Annotated in this window: 6 protein-coding genes; 4 read left to right on the top strand and 2 right to left on the bottom strand. The window is 69.2% G+C overall.

Going from position 1 to position 5,660, the window contains the following annotated elements; all coding sequences use genetic code 11:
- Positions 1-742: BMP family ABC transporter substrate-binding protein (locus AC1DY2_RS14315; RefSeq protein WP_476763039.1), on the bottom strand; the 742-nt coding region annotated here is incomplete at its 3' end.
- Between the two features lie 28 nt (positions 743-770).
- Positions 771-1,895 (bottom strand): mannose-1-phosphate guanylyltransferase, encoded by a 1,125-nt coding sequence (locus AC1DY2_RS14310; protein ID WP_476763038.1) that lies wholly within the window; start codon positions 1,893-1,895, stop codon positions 771-773.
- 203 nt (positions 1,896-2,098) lie between these two features.
- Between AC1DY2_RS14310 and sdhC the strand changes: the two genes are divergently transcribed.
- Genes sdhC through AC1DY2_RS14290 form a run of 4 tightly spaced genes read left to right on the top strand, consistent with a single transcriptional unit; the run spans position 2,099 to position 5,558 of the window.
- Positions 2,099-2,521 (top strand): succinate dehydrogenase, cytochrome b556 subunit, encoded by a 423-nt coding sequence (gene sdhC, locus AC1DY2_RS14305; protein ID WP_309973315.1) that lies wholly within the window; start codon positions 2,099-2,101, stop codon positions 2,519-2,521.
- Positions 2,522-2,535: 14 nt separating this feature from the next.
- Complete coding sequence (locus tag AC1DY2_RS14300; RefSeq protein WP_309973317.1) at positions 2,536-2,982, top strand: succinate dehydrogenase hydrophobic membrane anchor subunit; 447 nt, start codon at positions 2,536-2,538, stop codon at positions 2,980-2,982.
- Positions 2,983-2,989: 7 nt separating this feature from the next.
- Positions 2,990-4,798: a succinate dehydrogenase flavoprotein subunit gene (gene sdhA / locus AC1DY2_RS14295; RefSeq protein WP_476763037.1), complete on the top strand. Its 1,809-nt coding sequence runs from the start codon at positions 2,990-2,992 to the stop codon at positions 4,796-4,798.
- A 1-nt stretch (position 4,799) separates the two neighbouring features.
- Positions 4,800-5,558, top strand: coding sequence for a succinate dehydrogenase iron-sulfur subunit (locus tag AC1DY2_RS14290; RefSeq protein WP_159599891.1), 759 nt, complete (start codon positions 4,800-4,802; stop codon positions 5,556-5,558).
- The last annotated feature ends 102 nt before the right edge of the window (positions 5,559-5,660 follow it).

Here is a 5,660-nt window from a genome sequence, read left to right as displayed (position 1 = left end):
CGGCGGAGGCCGCGCCCTCCCCCACCTGGCCCGCGACGGGCAGGATCACGTCGGCGCCCTGGTCGATGAAGCCCTCGGTGAGCGCCTTGCCCTTGTTGATGTCCTCGAAGTCGCCGGTGAAGGCGCCGTCCTGCTTCGCCTTGTCCCACCCGAGCGCCCGCACGGCGGTGCCGTGCACCTCGTTGTACTTCGCGACGCCGTCGACGAACCCGTCCATGAAGAGCGTGACCGGGGGCTGGTTGCCACCGCCGAACGTGGCCACCACGCCCGTCTTCGACACGCCCGCGGCGAGGTACCCGGCGAGGAACGACGCCTGCGCGGTGTCGAACACCACCGGCTTGACGTTGTCGCCCTCGACGGTCTCGTCGACGATGGCGAAGGCGAGGTCGGGGTTCGCCTCGCCCTGCTCGAGCGTCGCCTCGGCCAGCTCGTAGCCCACCGTCACGATGAGCTCGCAGCCCGAGTCCACCGCCTGCTGCACGTTGGGCGCCAGGTCGGTCTCGCCGGTCGAGACGATGGCCTCGGCCTCGACGCCGAGCTCGTCCTCCGCCTGCTGGAGGCCCTCCCAGCTCGACTGGTTGAATGACCGGTCCTCGAGTCCACCCGAGTTCGTGACCATGCGGACGCACCCGGCGTCGGCGGCGTCGCTGCCGCCCGACTCTGGCGCGGGTGCACAGCCCGCGAGCATGACGGATGCCGCGACGAGCGCAGCCCCACTGCCGAACCACCGTCGCACCGACATCCGCAGCTCCCGTTCCCTCGTGTGATCGCTAGAGCACGTCGCTCGAACCGCCGAGGCGCAGCGCGTCGACGACGGCCTTGACCCGCTGGGCGTGCTCGCTCGTGGTGACCAGGAGCGCGTCGGGCGTGTCGACCACGACGATATCGTGCACCCCGATCAGGCTGATGACGCGGTTCGCGCGACTCACCACGATGCCGCTGGAGGCGTCGGCCAGCACGCGCGCGTTCTCGCCCAGRATGGCGAGCTCGCCGGAGCGCCCCGCCGTGTTGAGCTTGGCGAGGGAGGCGAAGTCGCCCACGTCGTCCCACTGGAAGTGCCCGCGGATCACCGCGAGGCGCCCGGCCGCGGCCGCCGGCTCGGCGACGGAGTAGTCGATGGCGATCTTCTCGATGGTCGGCCAGATGCGGTCGACCGCCGGTCCGCGGGTCGCGGGGTCGTCCCATGCCGCGGCGAGCTCGACGAGCGCGTCGTGCAGCTCGGGTTTCGTGCGCGCGAGCTCCTCGAGCAGCGTCGACGCCTTCGCGATGAACATGCCGGCGTTCCAGAGGTGGTCGCCGCCCGCGAGGTAGCGCCGGGCGGTCTCGAGGTCGGGCTTCTCGACGAAGTTCGACACCGCCTCAACGCGCTGGGCACCGGGCACCTCGAGGGGTCCGCCGCACTCGATGTAGCCGAAGCCCACCGCCGGCTCGGTGGGTGTGATGCCGATGGTCACGATGTACCCGGCGCGGGCGGCGGCCACCGCATCGGTGACGGCCGAGCGGAAGAGGGCGTCGCCCGAGATCACGTGGTCGGCCGCGAACGAGCCGATCACCACGCCGGGCTCGCGGCGCTCGAGGATGGCCGCGGCGAGGCCGATGGCGGCGGTGGAGTCGCGGGGCTCGCTCTCGAGCACAACATTCGCGTCGGCGAGCGCGGGCAGCTGCTCCTCGACGGCGGCGCGGTGCGCGCGCCCCGTGACGACCATGATGCGCTGCTCGCCCGAGAGTGGCGCGAGTCGATCCCACGTGTCCTTCAGGAGCGTCTGGCCGGACCCGGTGAGGTCGTGCAGGAACTTCGGCGCGTCCGCCCGGGACAGCGGCCAGAGTCGGGAGCCGACGCCTCCGGCGGGGATCACGCTGTAGAAGCCGTCGATGGGAAGGGAACGATCAGACATGTGTCTGAGGATACCCGGCCGCGATCTTGCGGCCCGCTCTCACGAACGGTGGGCGGCATCCGCTCGGCCAGGTCTCTCGATGTCGAGACAGTTAGGCAGCCCTAAGCGGCGTCGCGATCGGCTCGGGACTACACTCGAACCGGGCCGTGCGCCCGTCGTGCCCTCATGTCCAGGGCGTATCACACAGCCAGGGAGGGTTGTTCATGCCAGAGACCTCGGCAGGAACCCTGACCGCATCCGGGAAGCCGGCGAAGCAGAGGCCTGGCGGCACGCTGTATCGCGGCCGAGAGGGCATGTGGTCGTGGGTGCTGCACCGCATCACGGGTGTCGCGATCTTCTTCTTCCTCCTCGTGCACGTGCTCGACACGTCGCTCGTGCGGGTGAGCCCCGAGGCCTACAACGCCGTGATCGGCACGTACCAGACGCCCCTCATGGGCCTCGGCGAGACCGCGCTCGTCGGCGCGATCGTCTTCCACGCCTTCAACGGCCTGCGGATCATCCTCGTCGACTTCTGGGCCTGGGCCACCCGGCACCAGAAGGTGCTCTTCTACGTGGTCATCGCGCTCTGGGTCGTGACCATGCTCGCCTTCGTGCCCCGGCACCTGATGAACGTCTTCAGCCACTGAGGAGGCCCAGGGACATGACTGCCATCGAAGCGCCTCGCACTCCCGCACGCCCYGCTCGCAAGCGCGGCGTGAACTGGGAGAAGTGGGGCTGGATCTACATGCGCGCCTCGGGCGTGGTGCTCCTCGTGCTCATCTTCGGGCACCTCTACGTGAACCTCATCGACGGTGAGGGCATCAAGGCCATCGACTTCGGGTTCGTCGGCGGCAAGTGGGCGCAGCCGTTCTGGCAGTGGTGGGACGTGCTGATGCTCTGGCTCGCGCTCATCCACGGCGCCAACGGCATGCGCACCATCGTGAACGACTACACGAACCCCGGCACGCTGCAGAAGGTGCTGAAGGGCGCGCTGTTCGCCGCGGCGGCCGTGCTGATCGTGCTCGGCACCCTCGTGGTCTTCACGTTCGACCCGTGCCCCGCGGGCTCCCCCGCGGACCTGCTCCCCTCGTTCTGCCCCGCCGTCTAGGAGACCTGTGAATCCCGAGAGCGCCCACGTCGAGACGAAGATCGTCGACGGCGTCCACTACCACCAGTACGACATCGTCATCGTCGGCGCCGGCGGCGCGGGCATGCGGGCGGCGATCGAGGCCGGCCCCGGTGCGCGCACGGCTGTCATCTCGAAGCTCTACCCGACGCGGTCCCACACGGGCGCGGCGCAGGGCGGCATGGCCGCCGCGCTCGCCAACGTCGAAGAGGACAGCTGGGAGTGGCACACCTTCGACACCGTCAAGGGCGGCGACTACCTCGTCGACCAGGACGCCGCCGAGATCCTCGCCAAGGAGGCCATCGACGCGGTCATCGACCTCGAGAACATGGGCCTGCCGTTCAACCGCACGCCCGAGGGCAAGATCGACCAGCGGCGCTTCGGCGGCCACACGCGCGACCACGGCAAGGCACCGGTGCGCCGCGCGTGCTACGCGGCCGACCGCACGGGCCACATGATCCTGCAGACGCTGTTCCAGAACTGCGTGAAGCTCGGCATCGAGTTCTACAACGAGTACTACGCGCTCGACCTCGTGATGACCGAGGTCGACGGCGTCGAGCAGCCCTCGGGCATCGTCGCCTACGAGCTCGCCACCGGCGAGCTGCACGTCTTCCAGGCCAAGGCGATCATCTTCGCCACTGGCGGCTTCGGGAAGATCTACAAGACCACCTCCAACGCGCACACCCTCACCGGCGACGGCGTCGGCATCATCTGGCGCAAGGGCCTGCCGCTCGAGGACATGGAGTTCTTCCAGTTCCACCCGACCGGCCTGGCCGGCCTCGGCATCCTCCTCACCGAGGGCGCCCGCGGCGAGGGCGCGATCCTCCGCAACGCCTCCGGTGAGCGGTTCATGGAGCGATACGCACCCACCATCAAGGACCTCGCCCCGCGCGACATCGTCGCCCGCTGCATGGTGCAGGAGGTGGCGGAGGGCCGCGGCGCCGGGCCGCACAAGGACTACGTGCTGCTCGACTGCACCCACCTCGGCGCCGAGGTGCTCGAGACGAAGCTCCCCGACATCACCGAGTTCGCGCGCACCTACCTCGGCGTCGACCCGGTGTACGAGCCCGTCCCGGTCATGCCGACCGCGCACTACGCGATGGGCGGCATCCCCACCAACGTCGCCGCCGAGGTGCTGCGCGACAACACCACCGTCGTACCCGGCCTGTACGCCGCCGGCGAGTGCGCCTGCGTCTCGGTGCACGGATCCAACCGCCTCGGCACCAACTCGCTGCTCGACATCAACGTCTTCGGCAAGCGGGCCGGCCGCAACGCGGTCGAGTACGTGCAGACGGCCGACTTCGTGCCGCTGCCCGACGACCCCGCCGGCGACATCCGGCGCATGCTGCAGCTGCTGCGCGACTCGAACGGCACCGAGCGGATCGCCGCGATCCGCAAGGAGCTGCAGGACGAGATGGACAAGGGTGCACAGGTGTTCCGCACCGACGAGTCCCTGGCGCATGTCACGAACGTGATCGCCGGGCTGCGCGACCGCTACCGGAACATCGCTGTCCAGGACAAGGGCAAGCGGTTCAACACCGACCTCCTCGAGGCGGTCGAGCTCGGCTTCCTCCTCGACCTCGCCGAGGTCGTCGTCTTCTCGGCCCGCAACCGCAAGGAGAGCCGCGGCGGCCACATGCGCGACGACTTCCCGAACCGCGACGACGTGAACTACATGCAGCACACGATGGCCTACCTGTCGGGCGACGCGCACTCCTCGCTCGCCGACGACCACATCCGGCTCGACTGGAAACCCGTGACCATCACCCGCTACCAGCCGATGGAGAGGAAGTACTGACGTGACCACCGCCACGCTCGAGGCCCAGTCGACGGATGCCGCCATCCAGTCGTTCACCGTCACGTTCCTGATCCGCCGCTTCGACCCCGATGTCGACACCGAGCCGCGTTGGCAGGACTTCGACGTCGAGATGTACCCCACCGACCGGGTGCTCGATGCCCTGCACAAGATCAAGTGGGAGCAGGACGGCTCGCTCACGTTCCGCCGTTCGTGCGCCCACGGCATCTGCGGGTCCGACGCGATGCGCATCAACGGCCGCAACCGGCTCGCGTGCAAGACCCTCATCAAGGACCTCGACATCTCGAAGCCCATCTACGTCGAGGCGATCAAGGGCCTTCCGCTCGAGAAGGACCTCGTCGTCGACATGGAGCCGTTCTTCGCGAGCTACCGCGAGGTGCAGCCGTTCCTCATCGCGAACTCGACGCCCGAGGCCGGCAAGGAGCGCATCCAGTCGATCGCGAAGCGCGAGATCTTCGACGACACCACGAAGTGCATCCTCTGCGCGGCGTGCACCTCGTCGTGCCCGGTGTTCTGGACCGACGGCCAGTACTTCGGCCCCGCGGCGATCGTCAACGCGCACCGGTTCATCTTCGACTCGCGCGACGACGCGGCATCCGTGCGCCTCGACATCCTGAACGACAAGGAGGGCGTGTGGCGCTGCCGCACGACCTTCAACTGCACCGACGCCTGCCCCCGCGGCATCGAGGTGACCAAGGCGATCGCCGAGGTCAAGCAGGCCATCATGCGCGGCAAGCCCTGAGGCGCTGACGCAGACCACGACGAAGGGCCGGTGCGATGCACCGGCCCTTCGTCGTGGCACCGGCAGGCCGTTCCCCCTGCGCCGTGCCGGGCGGTCCGGCCC

The organism is Agromyces sp. P1_H4 (assembly GCF_056405255.1).
The sequence above is the reverse complement of the archived record's forward strand: the minus strand, read 5'-3'. Positions and strand labels throughout refer to the sequence as shown.

What these genes read in the sequence shown, in the direction of transcription:
- sdhC (WP_309973315.1), top strand. Translation starts at nt 2,099, where the DNA reads ATGCCAGAGACCTCGGCAGGAACCCTGACCGCATCCGGGAAGCCGGCG.